Raw genomic sequence first — 17,564 nt, 5'->3', positions numbered from 1 at the left:
CTTGCTTATTAGAAAAGAGAGGTGTTACTAAAAAAAACTTTCAATGAATGGAATGAAAAATGGGAGAAATGAGGTTTAAAAATCGTTAAGCGAATGAATTCTTTAGCAATATATGTGCAAAAAAACTTCAATTATTTTTTCTTTAGTCAGAAACATCTGGGAAGAAAATGGCTTGTTTAACGAGCATCTCGGTGGATTTTAGGGTTATAATCGTCGTCATTATGTATAAATAACCAGTAGCCTAGCCATGATGGATCCTTCTCTTTTACTCGACGGTTTAAACGACAAACAACGCGAAGCAGTTGCTGCACCACTTGAAAACCTACTAGTGTTGGCTGGTGCGGGCAGTGGTAAAACTCGGGTGCTCGTACACCGTATTGCTTGGTTATTATCGGTAGAGCAGGCGTCACCGTTCTCAATTATGTCGGTAACTTTTACCAATAAAGCGGCTGCTGAAATGCGTGGTCGAATTGAAGAGCTGATGATGGGTAGTGCTTCTGGCATGTGGAATGGTACTTTCCACGGTATTTGTCATCGAATTCTTCGGGCTCACTATTTGGATGCGAAACTGCAAGAAGATTTCCAAATTATTGATTCTGAAGATCAGATACGCCTACTGCGTCGCTTGATCAAAGCGCAAAACTTGGATGATAAGCAGTGGCCTGCGAAACAAGTTTCTTGGTGGATTAACGGTAAGAAAGATGAAGGTCTACGCCCTGCACATATCGATGCTTATCACGACCCTGTGACTCAAACTTACGTGCAGATTTATACCGCTTATCAGGATGCGTGTGATCGCGCTGGTTTGGTCGACTTTGCTGAGATCTTGCTGCGAACGTTAGAGTTATTGCGTGATAACAAACACATTCGTGAACATTACCAAGCTCGCTTTAAACACATTCTGGTCGACGAATTTCAAGATACCAACAACATCCAATATGCATGGCTACGTTTGATGACGGGCAAAGATAGTCACGTGATGATTGTGGGCGATGATGACCAGTCTATCTATGGCTGGCGTGGTGCAAAAATCGAGAATATTGAGAAGTTTACCCTTGAGTTCCCAAGTGTGAATACGATTCGTCTGGAACAGAATTACCGTTCAACCAAAACGATTCTTGAAGCATCAAACACTCTGATTGCCAACAACAGCGAGCGTATGGGTAAAGAGCTTTGGACAGATGGTGTCGAAGGTGAGCCTATCTCAGTTTATTCAGCCTATAACGAGCTGGATGAAGCACGATTTGTGGTCGGTAAAATTAAAGCGTGGCATGAAGATGGTGGTGCTCTGGAAGACACCGCGATTTTGTATCGTAACAACGCCCAGTCACGTGTACTGGAAGAAGCATTAATTCAGGCGGGTTTGGCATACCGAATTTACGGTGGTATGCGATTCTTCGAACGTCAGGAAATCAAAGATGCTCTAAGTTACCTACGCTTAATGGCTAACCGTAATGATGATTCAGCCTTTGAGCGAGTGGTGAATACACCCACTCGTGGCTTAGGCGATAAAACTCTAGATACCATTCGTTTTGCCGCTCGTGACCGTGGATGCACCTTATGGGATGCCAGTGTTCTGTTGTTAGAAGAGAAAGTGTTAACTGGCCGCGCAGCGTCAGCCCTTGGCCGCTTTGTTGAATTGGTTAACGCACTAGAAGATGACAGCGCTGAAATGTCTTTGCATGAGCAAACTGACCATGTGATTAAAACCTCGGGTCTGTTTGAAATGTACCAGCAAGAGAAAGGCGAAAAGTCCAAGGCGCGTATCGAGAACTTGGAGGAGCTGGTAACGGCCACTCGTCAGTTCGAAAAGCCGGAAGAAGCGGAAGAGATGACGCTACTGACAGCATTCTTAACTCATGCGGCGCTTGAGTCTGGTGAAGGTCAGGCGGATGAATTTGATGATGCTGTTCAACTGATGACATTACACAGTGCGAAAGGTCTGGAATTCCCAATGGTATTCATGGTTGGCGTCGAAGAGGGTATGTTCCCTAGTCAGATGTCAGCCGAAGAAGCAGGGCGTTTAGAAGAAGAACGTCGCTTGTGTTATGTGGGCATGACCCGTGCAATGCAGAAGCTTTACATCACTTATGCGGAAATGCGCCGTTTGTACGGACAAGACAAGTATCACAAACCTTCGCGCTTTATTCGTGAGCTGCCAGAGAAATGTTTAGACGAAGTTCGAATGAAAGCTCAAGTGAGCCGACCGGCGAGCAGTGGTCGCTTTAGCCAGACGGTTGTCAAAGAGAACTTCAATGAGACTGGCTTTACGCTCGGCTCTCGCGTTCGTCATCCTAAGTTTGGTGAAGGTACCATTATCAACTTCGAGGGTAGCGGTCCGCAAAGTCGAGTACAGGTAGCCTTTAATGGTGAAGGTATTAAATGGCTTGTGACTGCCTATGCTAAGCTGGAACGCATGTAATCAGTGATAAGAACCTAGCCTCAGTGCTAGGTTTTTTATGTCTTTGATTCAGTTGAAGCAGAAAAAGAAAAACCCCGAGGGCGCGAGCCCTTCGGGGTTATAGTCTTACTTGCAGCAATCCAGCTACTAATAGGTGCTCCCTGCATCTATTCCTTGATAAGTGTGCTGTATTCCTTCAGCGCAATCCTTTCATCGCCATCCTAGCGGTGTCCATGATCTTCCTGACCTGCTAACAATCCTCGTTAGCTCACATCACTTGTTCCCTGAGCGGTGTCCCTGACATCATCCTGATGCTAAGTCCTTACCTCATCCAGAGGTGTCCATTGCCATTCCCTTGTCGCTACCATCCTAGTAACGAATGAGTCCGTTCAATGTCCATTTTGCTTTCCATGCCGATTATTCATCCTGAACAACCGTAACTTCATCCTGAAGTTCACTATCCTTAGCGATCCATTCCGTGTCAGCATCCTTCCGACAGGGTTCATATTACCGACTAGGAGGCATTCAGCAACGCAAAGAAATCGTTTGCATGCTGATATTTACTGGCTAAAAAGTAACTTGTTTATAAAAATCATTCACTTAATTATTTTTGGCATCTTTTTTCTAGTGTAGAAAGAGATATTTCCCCACCTGTTTGTGAGAGATCTCGCACAAGGTTAAGGGGTGATCAGCTATTGTCCTCATTGTTTCAATTTGCAGTCAAAGTGAATTTAAATTCACTTTGACTTTGTTTTAGTGAATGAAGCTGGTCATTGATTGCCAAAGAATAGTGACACCAATCAGTGAAAAAATGACGCCACACAGTAAATCAATATAGCGACTTGCTTGGTTGAGCTTTGTTTGTAGTCGTTCGGTGGATAGCATCCACGCAAGACAAGCAAACCAAGTCAGCGATAATCCCCATAATATAAGAAGCGCAAAGCCTTTACCCGTCACCGACATACTTGCCGGAACCAGCGTCGACATTAAGCTGACAAAGAAAACCAGAGCTTTTGGGTTCAGGATGTTCGTCATGAATCCACGAGAAAAGGCCTGTTTCTTATTGCCCAGTAACAGCGCATTTTTATCTGCGGGCGCGATCTCTGCTGCTGAGTTCCAGTTGGCGATAGTGGCTTTCAGAGCTCCAAAGCCGAGGTAAAGTAAATAACTGCCTCCGCATAGCTGCAGTAAAGCAAACAAGACAGGCTGTTGGTGAACCAAATAGCTGATACCGGTAATGCTAAGAAGTGAATGCAGCAGTATGCCGAAAGAGAGTCCAAGCGCGATGTAAATACCAGTTTGACGGCCATAACGAGTGGCATTTTGCACCACTAATGCGACATCGGGACCCGGACTCATCAGTGCGACGAAATGGACTCCAGCTAGAGTGATAAGGATACTGGCTTCATTCATGGTTATTCATCCTTGGAAGTGCCGTTATTTAGCTGTAACAACTGTTGCTGGGCGCTTTCTGCCTTGGGTCAAACCGTCATAGCTGAACACCACTAACGCACCCCAGATGAAGGTGAAAGTGATGGCTTTATCGGTCGAGAACGCTTCTCCGTAAATCAGCACGGCCAACAAGAACATCAAACTTGGACCTATGTACTGGAAAAATCCCAAGGTCGACAGTTTGAGTTTTGTCGCTGCACCCGTAAAACAGAGTAAAGGTAATGTAGTGACGATACCGGCACTGATCAGCAGTACATTAAGGTTAAGTTCGTTGTTTGCCATTGAGCTGGTGGCCGAGTCGGCAAACCAAGCCAGATAAATCAAAGCGGCTGGTATCAGCACTAAGGTTTCAATAAACAGACCAGTCTGGCCGTTAACACTGACTTTTTTGCGCAATAATCCATAAAACGCAAAACTAACTGCTAACGCGAACGCGACCACAGGGACAGAGCCGAACACAACGATTTGAATCGCGACGCCAATTGCTGCCAGCGCTACGGCAAACCACTGAAGCTTACGTAATCGTTCACCGAGAAATAGCATACCAAATACAACGTTGATCAGAGGGTTAATGTAGTAGCCCAAGCTTGCGTCCAACATGTGGTTGGCGTTAATTGCCCAGATGAAAATCAGCCAGTTGGCACCGATGAGTAGAGCGGTAGCAAACAGATATAACATCTTAGATTTTGACTGGAAAATGCTGACAACGTTACGCCATTGGTGACTAAAATGGATGATTATCGCTAAAAAGAAAAACGACCAAATAACGCGATGGCTGAGGATTTCCAGAGCAGGAACGAAAGTAATGGTTTTAAAATAGATCGGTGCAATCCCCCACATTGTGTAGGCACCGATAGCCAGTAATACGCCTTTTTTAGCGTTTGTTTGCTCTTCTGGAGTCATTGTTTATTCTCGATTGAGAGTTGTTCGATACCTAGTTATAAATGGCAGCATTTACCTAGGTATTACAGAATGTTTCGAAAGGAGTGTGCAGTATATACACAAAATACCCGACTGTGCAGCTAAGGAATTATCGGCAGGTGAATTTTACTACCCATTCGGAGAACCTCTGATTTGTCGAACTTTTCTTGCAGCGGTTTCGAGTTCACCATTTTCTTATACATTTAGCGGTTTTATTCACCGTTAAACGTCTCTACAATATCGGGCTAATTTGATGCTAACGCATCATTGGATTTACCCATCACTGAGAGCTTGCATGACCGCCACTTTAATTGCTGAACATTCAGAGTCACCGTTGACTGCGACAGAAGTCTTGCGTGACGTATTCGGCTATCAAACTTTCAGAGACGGTCAGCAAGAAGTTATAGATACCGCAATTCAAGGTAATGATAGCCTTGTGATTATGCCGACCGGCGGTGGTAAATCACTCTGTTACCAAATTCCAGCCTTGGTTCGTTCTGGTGTTACTGTGGTGATTTCGCCATTGATTTCGCTGATGAAAGACCAGGTCGACCAACTAAAAGCTAACGGGGTGTCTGCGGAGTGTGTCAACTCGACGCAAACCCGTGAAGAGCTGATCAGCATTTATAATCGTATGCATGCGGGACTGGTCAAGCTGATTTATGTTTCTCCCGAGCGAGTACTCACTCACGAGTTTATCGAGCGTTTGCATAATATTCCGCTGACGATGATTGCGGTGGATGAAGCGCACTGTATCTCTCAGTGGGGACACGATTTCCGTCCTGAATATGCCTTGCTGGGGCAGCTAAAGCAGTTATTTCCACATGTGCCCATTATGGCGCTGACTGCAACCGCTGACGATGCGACTCGTAGCGACATCCTACATCGTCTGAATCTGACAGAGCCTCATATCTATCTCGGCAGTTTTGACCGTCCAAATATCCGCTATACGCTAGTTGAAAAGCATAAGCCGGTTTCTCAAGTCATCCGTTATTTGGGAACGCAAAAAGGGCAGTGTGGAATCATCTATTGCGGCAGCCGCAAGAAAGTGGAAATGCTGACCGAAAAGCTATGTAACAACCACATTCGCGCAGCCAGCTATCATGCTGGGTTAGAGGTCGATGAACGTGCCTATGTGCAAGAAGCCTTTCAGCGAGATGATATTCAGATTGTTGTCGCTACTGTGGCATTTGGTATGGGGATTAACAAACCGAACGTACGTTTTGTGGTTCACTTTGATATCCCAAGAAATATAGAGTCTTACTATCAGGAAACGGGGCGAGCCGGTCGTGATGGTTTACCAGCAGAAGCAATGATGCTTTACGATCCTGCCGATATTTCTTGGCTTCGCCGTATGTTGGACGAGAAAGATGAAGGACCGCAAAAGCAGGTTGAAACCCATAAGCTGACAGCGATGAGTAACTTTGCTGAAGCGCAGACATGTCGTCGTCAGGTGCTGCTAAATTATTTTGGTGAATATCGTGAAAAGCCTTGCGGCAACTGCGATATCTGCCTTGATCCGCCAAAGCACTTTGACGCGACAGATGAGGCGCGCAAAGCGCTGTCGTGTGTTTATCGTATCAATCAAAACTTCGGTATTGGTTATGCGGTTGAAGTGTTGCGTGGAATGCAAAATATTCGCGTGCGCGAAAATGGTCACGATAAAATTTCCACCTATGGCATTGGGCGAGACCACAGCCATGATTACTGGGTGAGTATTTTCCGCCAGTTAATTCATAAAGGTATGTTGTGCCAAAACATCACTCGAAATTCGACCCTTCAACTTACTGAAGAAGCTCGTCCGCTTCTGCGTGGTGATATGACGTTAGAGCTGGCAGTTCCTCGTCTCGACACCGCTGTTCGCGCGGCTAAATCCGATAAGCTTTCGAGCAAGAATTACGATAAGAAGCTGTTTGCCAAGTTACGTAAACTGCGTAAATCCATTGCTGATGAAGACGGTTTGCCACCTTACGTGGTGTTCAGTGACGCCACCTTAATTGATATGGCGGAAATTCTGCCAACCTCTTACGGTGAAATGTTGGCAGTCAACGGTGTTGGTCAGCGTAAGTTGGAAAAATACGCCGACCCATTCTTAGATTTAATTCAGGAGCATTTAACCAACCATGGCTGAGTTCGGTTTAAAGGAATATCTGGCACAAGAAGGTCGACTGATTGTTCAAACTCAGGCGTTTGAGTTTGATAGTTTTCCTGTGATGGGTGAGCGATTACTTACTTTGTTGTCTGCAACAGCAGTTGAGAAGCAACAGGATGCCGATCTCCATTCATGGCTGATTGATTTTGAAGGCTGTCGATTGATGCTGCGTGCAGAGCACTATAGTGAATGTGTGTGGCTAGAAGCAATGGGTGAAGGTCAGAGCAAAGAAGAACTGGATTTTATTGCAGGCTTGTTAGCTCGCGGAGTTCCCTGTTCTCGATAAATAACCTGTTGATGGTTGCGAACGGGTAGCAAACGAAAACACGCATAATTCCATCCTTGGAGCTCCTATTTGCCGTCCATGGCAAATTGGGTTTTCTTATTGATGCTCGTTCACTTTAATGCGCAGTCTAAAATCAGCGAGAATCATTCCTCGCCAATAAACCCGCCAGTTTGGTGAGTCCACAACTGAGCATATACCCCATTTTGAGCAAGTAGCTCTTGGTGTGAGCCTTGCTCGATGATTTCACCTTTATCCATCACGATCAGGCGATCCATCGCAGCAATGGTTGATAGTCGGTGCGCTATGGCAATAACGGTTTTGCCTTCCATCAGCACTTCAAGGTTTTCTTGAATGACTGATTCCACTTCTGAGTCCAATGCGGATGTTGCTTCATCCATAATCAAGATTGGTGCATTTTTCAGTAGTACACGCGCAATCGCGATACGCTGACGCTGACCACCTGAAAGCTTCACGCCTCGTTCCCCCACTTCCACATCGTAGCCTGTTCGACCTTGTTCATCTTTCAAATCAATAATGAAATCATGAGCGTGTGCCTGTTTGGCTGCGCAGATAAGGGCCTCTTCGTCAGCGTTTGGATCGCCATAAAGAATGTTTTCACGAATCGAACGGTGCAGAAGCGATGTATCTTGCGTGATCATACCGATCTGTTTTCTTAAAGACTCCTGTGTAACCGCCGCGATGTTCTGACCATCAATAGAAATTGTGCCGGACTGAACATCGTAAAAACGCAGAAGCAAGTTAACCAAACTCGATTTACCCGCTCCCGAGCGTCCAACAATACCGACTTTTTCACCCGGTTTTAGTTCTAGATTCAAAGATTGGAACACAGGTTTATCTTCACTGTAATGGAAATCGACCTGATTAAATTCGACTTTGCCTTGTGTCACAGTCAGTTCGGGTGCATTGGCAGCGTCTTTGATTTCAACATCGCTGGAGATGGTGTTCATGCCATCGACAACCGTACCAATGTTTTCAAACAGCGCGCTCACTTCCCACATGATCCACTTAGACATGCCCTGAACGCGCAACGCGATACTAATCGCAACCGCAATCACACCAACGGTAACGGCGTTATCTAACCAGAGATTGATAGATAGCGCAGCGATGGAAAACAGCAACAAGTAGTTAATTGCATCAACGCTAAATAGAAGGCAGGTCACCATACGCATCTGTTTATAAACGCTTTTCAAAAACAGCTTCATGCTGCCTTCGGCATAATCCATTTCACGTTGCGAGTGCGAGAACAGTTTGACGGTGGTGATGTTGGTGTAACTATCAACGATGCGACCGGTCATTACAGACCGAGCGTCCGCTTGTTCTGTAGCAACTTGCTTCATCTTTGGAATGAAGTAGAGCTGAATAACAATGTAGGTAATTAACCAAATCAGAATCGGCAGCATCAGCACTATATCGGACTCGCCCATCATCCAGATCATCGAAACAAAATAGACGGATATATACACCAGTACATCGACCATTTTCATCACGGTCTCACGCACAGCAAGGGCACTTTGCATCACTTTTGTAGCAACACGCCCTGAGAAATCTCTTTGAAAGAAGCCCACGCTCTGTTTCAGCATATAGCGGTGCACTAACCAGCGGATCGACATCGGGTAATTACCGAGCAATGTCTGATGCATGATGTTGGAGTGCAGAAACGCTAGCAACGGCATCACTAATGCGACAAGAATCGCCATCGACCAGAGGCGACCGCTTTGGTCTACCCAAAAAGTTTCTTGATTTTGGCTGCTTAGAATATCAACCAGCTGACCCATATAACGCAGAAGCGTCACTTCAGCGATAGCAACACAGGCACTGAGTAGCGACATGATCAGTAATGGTTTTTCAAAACCACGAGTGTAATGACGGCAAAAAGCAAACAAGGTTTTTGGCGGCTTTTGAGGTTCTTCTCTGGGAAATGCCTCGGTAAGTTTTTCAAACCATTGGAACATGTTTTATTTGACCTATATTAATGAAATTGAGATTGCTTCGTATTTGCACTTCCAATTGTGGTATTTATCAGTAAAATGCCGTACGCATAATAATGATAATCAAAACTATTCTCAAATTTTTACAGCAGGGGGTTCCAATCATGGTAACGACACGCCCAACTAGACTCGGACAAGCAATCCGCACCGCGCTTTGTTTTAGCTTGGCACCATTCTCACTTCTTACTAGTCAAAGCGTATTGGCAGAAGAGGTTGTTCAAAAAGATTCTCAAGCAGTAGAGACGATAGTCGTTACTGCGTCTGCGCTGAAAGTTGACACGCCAGCGCAAGAGACGCCGAAATCTGTTTCTGTGGTAACAGAGCAAGACTTGGTCAATCGCGCGCCTCAAAAACTGGATGAGGCACTTCGCTATACCTCTGGCGTAGCGTCTCAACCGTATGGTGCAGATAACGATACTGACTGGATTAAAGTTCGTGGTTTTGATGCCGCGACCTATTTAGATGGAAGCCGTTTATTCAAAAACAGTTACTACACTTGGTTGCTTGAACCCTATGGTTTAGAAAAAGTTGAAGTACTTAAAGGTCCTGCATCAATCCTTTATGGTGAAGCGCCTCCGGGTGGTGTGGTGAATGCTGTACAGAAGAAACCGACAGACGCTCCTCAAGGTGATGTGGGTGTTCAAGTCGGTAGCAACAGTCTTCGTACTTTATCTTTGGATATCTCTGACTATGCAAACGAAGATGGCTCTGTACGCTACCGTTTAGTAGGCCTAATGAAAGAGAATGATGGTGAGCTAAACGGAACCGAAAGCCGTCGTTTTTATCTTGCTCCAAGTCTGGCTATCGATATTTCCGAGCGCACCCATTTTACCTTGCTGACTAGTTACTTAGAGGATAGTGGTATTCCCACTAACCCGTTTTTCCCTGCAGCAGGGACTTTAACCGATTCAAATTTTGGGTCTATTGATCCATCGACCAATCTGGGACAGCCTGATTACGATAAATATGAACGTAAACAGATTTCTGCTGGTTACCTTCTTGAACATGAATTAAATGACGTATTGTCACTGACACAGAAGTTTAACTACGGATACAACGAGCTGTATTTGCGTAGCAGTTATTCATTTATGAACGCAGATCCAAGTACAGATACCTTATCTCAAGGCTTGGTTTTCCGTGAAGGCAAGACCGAAAGCTTTAGCTTGGATAACAATGCCATTGCTAAGTGGGAATCATCACGTATTGCCAACACAGTTTTACTCGGTTTAGAACTGCAGCATCATAAAACAGATGGTGTTGAAGCTGATAACTATGGCTTTGGTAGTATTAACCCATTTAATCCGGTGTACGGTAACTACACAGCAATTGACGAATCTTCAGCAGCAGATCGTGATATTACCAAGCAACAAGCTAGTTTATACGGTCAATATCAAATCAAGATTGATAGCCAGTGGATTGCTTCAATCGGTGGTCGTTTTGACTGGGTTAAAACGGATAACGAGAGCGTTTCGAATTCTCAGCGTGAAAGCCGTAATGATACAGAGTTTTCGCTAGATGCCGGTGTAATGTATATCTCTAGCGTGGGGCTTTCTCCTTATGTGAGTTACTCACAATCATTTGATGTATTGAGCACAATCGATAGTGCGACTGGAGATTTATATAAGCCACTGAAGGGTGACCAAGCTGAGGTTGGTATTAAATACGAACCAAGTTTTTACAATGGTTATATAAATTTGGCGTTGTTTGATATGACTCAAAAGAACGCTTTAGTTACTAATCCAACGACTTATGTGGCAACTCAAACCGGTGAAGTCACTTCTCACGGTGTTGAAATTGAAACGACAGGATATCTAACTGATAGTCTGAAGCTAACTGCGAGCTATACATACACTAAAGCCGAAACTGATGAAACGTCAGGAAAAGGAACGAAACAAGCTGCTTTGATACCTGAACATATGGCTTCTGCATGGTTAGATTTTGATGCAAACAAAGTGGGACTTGAAGGTTGGAAATTTGGCTCTGGTATTCGTTATATCGGTGAGTCAAAAGACAACCCTAAATCGAGTGACTTAACGGTTCCAAGCGTTACGTTAGTCGACATGATGGCGTCTTACGACATAACGAAAGCTTGGCAAGCACAGTTAAATGTTAATAACCTATTTGATAAAGAATACATCTCAGGTTGTGACTATTGGTGCTACTACGGTCAGTCTCGTAGTGTTGTGCTAAGCGCGAATTACCGTTGGTAATCCTTTTAAACTCACTCTCTTAAGGGAGTGAGTTTTTTTGTTTGTTTTATTCCTGCTCCAGCAGGATTTGTTGTTTGAGAATTCCCAGAATCAGGGAGAGAGAGATGTATCACTTACAAGGGGTTGAAATGGTACGAGGTGGGAGAACCATCTTGTCTGTGGATTCACTGAACATACCCACCAATGAGTTAACGGTTGTGCTCGGGCACAATGGTTCAGGTAAGTCGACTTTAGTCAGCCTTTTGTCTGGCCAGCAAACGCCGGATAAAGGTCGAGTTGAGTTAAATGGACAATCTCTCTCATCTTTAGCCGCAAAAGAGTTAGCGAAATTTGTCGCGTTTCTTCCACAAAAGTTGCCTACCTCTGCGGGCTTAACGGTTCGTGAGTTGGTTCGTTTAGGGCGTTTTCCTTGGCGTGGTGCTCTTGGGCGCTGGAAAGCCGAAGATGAAACCATTATTGATGAATCAATCGCTAAAACAGGTGTTACAGACTTTGCGAATACGCTTGCTGACGAACTGTCTGGAGGTGAGCGTCAAAGAGCTTGGGTTGCGATGTTGCTTGCGCAGCAATCGCCGGTTTTGATCCTTGATGAACCTACTTCGGCGCTAGACGTACATCATCAATATCAATTGATGGCTTTATTGGCTGAATTAAATCAAACACAAGGTTGTGGAATCATAGTGATTCTTCATGACCTGAACTTGGCTCTGCGCTATGCCACTCATATTGTGGCGCTAAAACAAGGGCGAATAGCTTTTGAAGGTGCGGCGGAATTGCTGCTTGATGAGCAGCGTCTATCAGATCTCTACCACTCTCCCATCAAATTAATTGAACACCCGCAGCCCGCTGCTGAATCTAAAACCAATAAGGTCGCCATCGTATGTGCTTAAAAACACTAAAAAAGGCATCTCAAAGCCTAGTTGTACTCTTCAGTTTATTGCTTTGTGGTCAGGTCGTTGCCGACATTCATATTCAAGACAGCCGTGGCGAACAAGTCTTTTCCCAATCTCCGCAACGTGTCGTTGTGCTTAACTGGGATCTGTTAGAGCAGGTTTTGGAGCTTGATATCACACCAATCGGTGCGCCAAATTTGCCTTCATATACTGAGTGGGTTGCTCAACCAGCGATTCCTGCTGGCGTTGAAGATATTGGTACTCGCGCGGAGCCCAATCTCGATAAAATTTCAGCGTTAAAGCCGGATGTGATTATTGCTGCTTCTCCGCAAAAGGATCTGATTCCGATTCTTGAACGTATTGCACCTGTGATTTATCTATCGAACTTTGAACAGAACGACCAGTCTGCTCAAGTTGCGATTGAGCAATTCAAAACTTTAGCGGTGTTATTTGGCAAACAAGAATTAGCACAACAGAAGCTCGCTGCCATGAATGGGCGATTTAAGCAATTAAGCACATCGTTGCATCAGGCATTTGGTCAAGAGCTTCCATCGGTTGTCGCAATGCGTTTTGCCAGTAATACGTCTGTGTTTTTGTATGGTGAAAATTCTGGCGCTCAATACGTAATTGAACAGTTAGGCTTAAAAGCGGCGTTGCCTCAGCCCGCCACACCTTGGGGTATCGTTCAAAAACGCTTAAATGAATTACAGAACGTGAAAGATGGGTATGTGCTCTATATCTTGCCATTTCCAGAACTAGAGAAACTCAATAAATCCATGTTGTGGAAAGCGATGCCTTTTGTCCGTAGCGGTAAGGTTAATGCGGTTCGTACCGTATGGAGTTACGGCGGAGCCATGTCGTTACTTTATACGGCTGAAGCATTGACCGAGAGTTTGCTTGAGGTTGCGCCAAAGTCATGAGATTTGGTCATTTAAACCTGCTTGGTTTGTTCGTGCTGCTGGCGGCAGCGTTCAGTTTGCAGATTGGCAATGAACTCAGTTTGTCCATGCAGTGGAGCCTCGCAACTTTAGCCACTGAAGCGCAAGATTTTGCGGACTTCAATTTTTTCTATGCTCAATTGCCAAGGGCGGCTATCACTGTTCTTGTTGGCGCGATGTTAGGTCTGGTTGGCAGCTTAATGCAGCAACTGACTCAGAACACGCTGACTTCACCACTGACTTTGGGCACATCTTCTGGTGCTTGGCTGGCATTAATCGTCGTTAATATCTGGTTTCCAGACTTAATTGCCGATTACAGTGCGCTTGCAGCAATGGTCGGTGCGTTGTGTGCATTTGGTGTGATTGTACTTATCACGGGTGTGAACAATATGACCGGCTTGCCTTTAGTGGTGTCCGGCATGGTTGTGAACATCCTTCTTGGTTCTATTGCCACCGCGATCATTTTGCTTAATGAACAGTTCGCACAAAACGTATTTATGTGGGGAGCTGGTGATTTAGCGCAGAATGGTTGGGAGTGGCTAGAGTGGCTTCTTCCGCGTTTGGCTGTCGCTATTCCGTTATTAATCGTAGCGCCCAGAATTCTGACTTTGATGAGATTAGGTCATCAAGGCGCCGCAGCTCGTGGTCTTGCGGTTATTCCTGCCTTCTTGTTATTGATGATTGTGGGCATTTGGCTAGTTTCGGCATCCATTACGGCGGTAGGCGTGATTGGCTTTATCGGTTTATTAACGCCAAACATTGCTCGCGCGATGAGGGCAAGAACACCAAAGATGGAGCTGTATTCCAGTATGTTGCTTGGTGCTTTGCTGCTGCTGTGTACCGACATGCTTTCTATGTGGTTGAGCTTATGGACGGCGGAAGTCGTTCCTAGTGGCATTACCACCGCAGCGATTGGTGCTCCTGCGTTAATTTGGTTTAGTCGCCGTCAGTTAAAAGCACAAGATACATTGGCTATCAGCTTGCCTCATCATCGCAGTAATGTGAGTACCGTCAGTGTTTCGCTTCTTGTTTTCGCTTTTGTTGTGGCGATAGCGCTACACAGTTTTTTGCAAGTGAGCGAGAACAGTTGGAGTTGGGTTTTCCCAAGTGAATACCAATGGCAACTGCGCTGGCCGCGTGCTTTAACCGCTCTGTTTGCTGGTATTGGTTTGGCAATTGCGGGAACGATTCTACAACGTTTGATCTATAACCCATTGGCAAGCCCAGACATTCTTGGTGTCTCTTCCGGAGCGACATTTGCTTTAGTGTTTGCCAGTTTGTTTCTTGGTCAATCAATGTTGAACACCAACTGGGCAACGGCACTGTTGGGCAGTGTGATTGTGTTGATTGCTCTGCTGGTGTTGGGTAAGCGCCACCAGTACGCGCCTTCTAGTTTAATTCTGACAGGTATTGCGATGACAGCATTGCTAGAAGCTTTAGTGCAGTTCTGTCTTTCAAAAGGTACTGCGGGCAGTTATCAAATCTTACTGTGGCTAGCTGGCTCGACGTATCGAGTCACTTCCTCACAAAGCCTCTACTTGGCTATCGGCGTTGTCGGATTGTCCTGCTTTGCTTTGCTGACGTCTCGTTGGCTAACTTTGATTTCGATTGGACGCAGTTTTGCCGGTGCGCGAGGCTTAAGCCCGCAAACGGCCAGTTTAGTTCTGCTGATTGTTGTGGCCCTATTATGTGCCTTGGTGACAGCAACCATGGGGCCTGTCTCTTTCGTTGGTTTAATCGCGCCACATATGGCAATGATGCTGGGAGCGCAGAAAGCAAAACAGCAACTTTTGATGGCAAGTTTAGTGGGTGGGTCGTTAATGTTATGGGCGGACTGGTTGGGGCAAGTGATGCTCTATCCAATGCAGATTGCGGCGGGAACCATAGTCGCAATTTTGGGTGGCAGCTATTTTCTGTTACTGCTGGTATTTAGCCGAGCTAAATAAAAATAAAGAAAGAAAAAGAAAAGAGCCCGTTCGGGCTCTTGTTACATCATATGTTTACGGCGAATATCGAGTAGGGCGAAGATGCCGAAAATCAGGATTGACCATTTTTCCCAACTGCTGGTTTTTACTTTGTCACCAAATGCGCCGACAAAAATCAGCATTTGCAGACCATGCATAATGAGCAGGAAGGCGGTCATGATGTAAAGCGCGATAGCCGCTTTGCCGGGAAACGGCATAACAATGTTGAGCAGCAAAACAAGCCAGACAAATGCAATCGCAGCTTTCGCTAATACTAATAGAGCTTTCATTCTGTAGTCCTTTCAAACAGTCGGTAACATACTTGGCCAGCACTTTTTTCTCGGTATAGCTGCCAGCTTTCTGGTAATTCAGGTAACGATAATTCTTTTTCGGTTTCTATGTAAATCATCGCGTTATCTGCAAGCCACCCATTCTGCTCCAACAGTTGCAGCGTTTCATCTAACAGACCTTTACGAAAAGGCGGGTCAATAAATACGACATCAAAAGGTGATCCGCTTTGCTTTAGATAGGCTAAAGAGTCTGTATTAATCGCTTCAATATTGGTGGCTTTCAATGTGGCGATGTTCGTTTTTAACTGATTGAATGCCTGAGCGTTCATCTCCAGCATGGTGACACTTTCCGCTTGACGTGATGCACACTCAAAACCTAAACCGCCCGATCCTGCGAATAGGTCAAGGCATTTGGCATTTGGCACATCTTGAGCAATCCAGTTAAATAGGGTTTCTTTGACTCTATCTGTGGTTGGGCGCAGACCCTCAGCATCGTGAACGGGTAGTTTTCTTCCGCGCCATAAGCCGCTGATAATTCGAACTTGCCCACTTGGAGCACGATTTTGTGATGGGTTTTGTTGGCGACGTCTTACCATAGATTTTTTGACCGCTAATTAAGTGTTACTATAGCCAACCTTTCAGTAATAATAGTTTTGCTGAAGATAAGCATTCATAAATATGGCAAAGTTTACCAAGTGAAGAAGAAAGTTATCACTGCTTTGTCATTTTTCTTTTCTTTTTAAGGATAATTCTTTAAGAAAAGAGTCATAGTTTAGAAAAATAATCAGACAAGAAAATCTAGGATATCCTCAGATGACGGAAAAAAAGAAGCGTGGCTTACTGTCATGGCTTGGCTTTGGTGATGAAGAACCAAGCCAAACAAAAGCAACCGAAGAGCAAGTAGAACAAACGGAATCAGAACAAACGGTTGAAGAGCCGGTCGAGGAAGTCGAGACTGAAAAAGCAGAAGCAGAAGCAGAAGCAGAAGCAGAAGCAGAAGCAGAAGCAGAAGCAGAAGCAGAAGCAGAAGTTGTTGAAGATGAAGAGCCTCTAGTTGAAGTCCCGCGAATTCAAGAGCAGGAAAAGCCGACCGAAAGCTTTTTCGCACGCCTAAAACGCAGTTTAAGCCGAACTAAAGCAAACATTGGCGCAGGTTTCTTTGGCTTGTTCAAAGGCAAAAAAATCGACGACGATTTGTTTGAAGAGCTAGAAGAGCAACTTCTTATTGCTGATGTGGGTATGGATACCACGTTAAAAATTATTGAAAACCTGACAGAAAAAGCATCTCGCCAGCAATTAAAAGATGGTGAAGCGCTGTACGATCTGCTGAAAGGTGAGTTGGCAGAAATTCTGTCGACCGTTGAACAGCCTTTGGTTGTCGATACCGCAAAAACGCCGTATGTGATCTTAATGGTTGGTGTAAACGGTGTAGGTAAAACCACAACAATCGGTAAATTGGCTAAGCAGTTCCAGTCACAAGGTAAGAAAGTGATGCTGGCTGCGGGTGACACATTCCGAGCAGCTGCGGTTGAACAGTTACAAGTATGGGGTGAGCGCAATAATGTTCCTGTTATTGCTCAACATACTGGCGCAGACAGTGCGTCCGTGATTTACGATGCGATTGAAGCTGCGAAAGCGCGTGGTGTGGATGTGGTTATCGCTGATACGGCAGGTCGCTTACAAAACAAATCCAACCTAATGGAAGAGCTGCGTAAAATCGTTCGCGTGATGAAGAAAATTGATGATTCAGCGCCACATGAAATCATGCTGACGTTGGATGCAGGTACTGGTCAAAATGCGATTAGCCAAGCGAAACTGTTTAGCGATGTTGCACCAATCACGGGTATTACTCTGACTAAACTGGATGGAACTGCAAAAGGCGGTGTGATTTTCGCGATTGCTGACCAGTTCCAAATTCCGATTCGCTTTATCGGTGTTGGTGAAGGTATTGAAGATCTGCGCCCATTCGAAACGCAAGAATTCATCGACGCGCTATTTAGTCGCGATGAGTAATAATCCAAAGTACAACGAACAGTAACATACCCTAG

Annotated in this window: 13 protein-coding genes; 8 read left to right on the top strand and 5 right to left on the bottom strand. The window is 45.1% G+C overall.

Annotation, left to right across the window (positions count from 1 at the left end):
* Positions 1-247 precede the first annotated feature (247 nt).
* Positions 248-2,422 (top strand): DNA helicase II, encoded by a 2,175-nt coding sequence (uvrD, locus tag ACRQQK_RS10260; protein WP_457511284.1) that lies wholly within the window; start codon positions 248-250, stop codon positions 2,420-2,422.
* 732 nt (positions 2,423-3,154) lie between these two features.
* Here uvrD and ACRQQK_RS10255 read toward each other — a convergent pair.
* Positions 3,155-3,814, bottom strand: coding sequence for a LysE family translocator (locus ACRQQK_RS10255; RefSeq protein ID WP_457511283.1), 660 nt, complete (start codon positions 3,812-3,814; stop codon positions 3,155-3,157).
* Positions 3,815-3,838: 24 nt separating this feature from the next.
* Complete coding sequence (gene rarD, locus ACRQQK_RS10250) at positions 3,839-4,756, bottom strand: EamA family transporter RarD (RefSeq protein WP_457511282.1); 918 nt, start codon at positions 4,754-4,756, stop codon at positions 3,839-3,841.
* Between the two features lie 313 nt (positions 4,757-5,069).
* Between rarD and recQ the strand changes: the two genes are divergently transcribed.
* Both recQ and ACRQQK_RS10240 read left to right on the top strand, forming a co-directional pair.
* Positions 5,070-6,905 carry an ATP-dependent DNA helicase RecQ gene (recQ, locus tag ACRQQK_RS10245; RefSeq protein ID WP_457511281.1) on the top strand — a complete coding sequence of 612 codons (1,836 nt, stop codon included), beginning with the start codon at positions 5,070-5,072 and terminating at the stop codon, positions 6,903-6,905.
* Positions 6,898-7,212, top strand: a complete 315-nt coding sequence (locus ACRQQK_RS10240; RefSeq protein ID WP_457511280.1) for a DUF3630 family protein — start codon at positions 6,898-6,900, stop codon at positions 7,210-7,212. Before recQ ends, ACRQQK_RS10240 begins: the two co-directional genes overlap by 8 nt.
* Positions 7,213-7,355: 143 nt before the next feature.
* On the opposite strand, the gene ACRQQK_RS10235 is transcribed toward ACRQQK_RS10240, so the two are convergent.
* Positions 7,356-9,185, bottom strand: coding sequence for an ABC transporter ATP-binding protein (locus ACRQQK_RS10235; RefSeq protein WP_457511279.1), 1,830 nt, complete (start codon positions 9,183-9,185; stop codon positions 7,356-7,358).
* A gap of 140 nt (positions 9,186-9,325) precedes the next feature.
* On the opposite strand from ACRQQK_RS10235, the gene ACRQQK_RS10230 reads away from it, so the two are divergent.
* From ACRQQK_RS10230 to fhuB, 4 genes are all read left to right on the top strand, one after another.
* Entirely contained in the window at positions 9,326-11,431 is a 2,106-nt protein-coding gene (locus ACRQQK_RS10230) for a TonB-dependent siderophore receptor (protein ID WP_457511278.1), read from the top strand.
* Between the two features lie 104 nt (positions 11,432-11,535).
* Entirely contained in the window at positions 11,536-12,321 is a 786-nt protein-coding gene (locus ACRQQK_RS10225; RefSeq protein WP_457511277.1) for an ABC transporter ATP-binding protein, read from the top strand.
* Positions 12,312-13,244: an iron-siderophore ABC transporter substrate-binding protein gene (locus ACRQQK_RS10220; protein WP_457511276.1), complete on the top strand. Its 933-nt coding sequence runs from the start codon at positions 12,312-12,314 to the stop codon at positions 13,242-13,244. The genes ACRQQK_RS10225 and ACRQQK_RS10220 overlap by 10 nt, the downstream gene beginning before the upstream one ends.
* The gene (gene fhuB, locus ACRQQK_RS10215) at positions 13,241-15,208 is read left to right on the top strand and encodes a Fe(3+)-hydroxamate ABC transporter permease FhuB (RefSeq protein ID WP_457511275.1); all 1,968 of its coding nucleotides are present in this window, start codon (positions 13,241-13,243) and stop codon (positions 15,206-15,208) included. Before ACRQQK_RS10220 ends, fhuB begins: the two co-directional genes overlap by 4 nt.
* A 41-nt stretch (positions 15,209-15,249) precedes the next feature.
* Here the strand turns inward: fhuB and ACRQQK_RS10210 are convergent, their stop codons facing one another.
* Together ACRQQK_RS10210 and rsmD are read right to left on the bottom strand one after the other, a co-directional pair.
* Positions 15,250-15,516: a DUF1145 domain-containing protein gene (locus ACRQQK_RS10210; protein WP_457511274.1), complete on the bottom strand. Its 267-nt coding sequence runs from the start codon at positions 15,514-15,516 to the stop codon at positions 15,250-15,252.
* Positions 15,513-16,112 (bottom strand): 16S rRNA (guanine(966)-N(2))-methyltransferase RsmD, encoded by a 600-nt coding sequence (gene rsmD / locus ACRQQK_RS10205; RefSeq protein WP_042489751.1) that lies wholly within the window; start codon positions 16,110-16,112, stop codon positions 15,513-15,515. The genes ACRQQK_RS10210 and rsmD overlap by 4 nt, the downstream gene beginning before the upstream one ends.
* Before the next feature lie 217 nt (positions 16,113-16,329).
* On the opposite strand from rsmD, the gene ftsY reads away from it, so the two are divergent.
* Positions 16,330-17,529 (top strand): signal recognition particle-docking protein FtsY, encoded by a 1,200-nt coding sequence (gene ftsY, locus ACRQQK_RS10200; RefSeq protein WP_457511273.1) that lies wholly within the window; start codon positions 16,330-16,332, stop codon positions 17,527-17,529.
* Positions 17,530-17,564: the final 35 nt, after the last annotated feature.

The organism is Vibrio sp. C8, from assembly GCF_054051265.1.
The sequence above is the reverse complement of the archived record's forward strand: the minus strand, read 5'-3'. Positions and strand labels throughout refer to the sequence as shown.